The organism is Bacillus sp. LR_5, assembly GCF_042709275.1.
Genome location: NZ_JAVAXX010000661.1, coordinates 1 through 832, shown reverse-complemented (window position 1 = coordinate 832; position 832 = coordinate 1). Strand labels below are relative to the sequence as shown.

The 832-nt window shown below is 46.3% G+C and carries 1 protein-coding gene; it reads right to left on the bottom strand.

What is annotated here, in order from left to right:
- Window positions 1-66 precede the first annotated feature (66 nt).
- Window positions 67-832 (bottom strand): 4-hydroxy-tetrahydrodipicolinate synthase (gene dapA / locus RAC86_RS39325; protein WP_377887028.1); only part of this gene is annotated, 766 nt, incomplete at its 5' end.

The following is an 832-nucleotide window of genomic DNA, read 5'->3' as shown; positions in this document are numbered from 1 at the left end:
TAAGAAACGGTCAAACTCAGCTGAATGTGAGAATGACCGCGTTTGTTTCACTGTATGAAATTTTTCTTACAGTTCGCTGATCGTGCTGCTTAAGCTCAGACGTTCATCCTCGGTTAACGGAACAAGAGGAAGACGCACTGAACCGACATCAAGGCCTCTCAGCTGAAGCGCTGTTTTGACAGGAGCAGGATTAGGCGCTTTAAACAGTTCCTTCATAATCGGCAGCAGTTTCTGATGAATCAGTGCCGCATTAGCTGTTTGCCCATTCGTATAATTTTTGATCATTTGCTGCATATCAGAGCCTGCGATATGGCTCGCCACTGACACAACTCCTCTTCCTCCAACTGAGAGAATAGGAAGCGTCAGGGCGTCATCCCCTGAATAGACAGAGAAGTCTTCCGGCGTTTCTGCAACAATTTTTGTAATCGCTTCGAGGTCTCCGCTCGCTTCTTTAATCGCAACAACATTCGGAATGTCTGCCGCCAAACGGATCGTCGTTTCAGGAGCAAGAGAAGCAACCGTACGGCCCGGCACATTATAAAGCATAACCGGAAGAGACGTTTCAGCCGCAATTGCTTTAAAATGCTGGTACATTCCTTCTTGAGAAGGCTTATTGTAATAAGGCGTAACAAGCATGACTGCGTCTACGCCCGCTTCCTCAGCTTTTTTTGTCAGCTTAATGGAATCTTTCGTGTTGTTGCTTCCAGTACCCGCAATAACCGGCACCCGACCGTTCACTTCTTTTACCGTATATTCAAAAAGCGCAATTTTTTCTTCAGTTGAAAGGGTCGGAGATTCTCCAGTTGTTCCCGCTACTACTAAAGAATCCGTT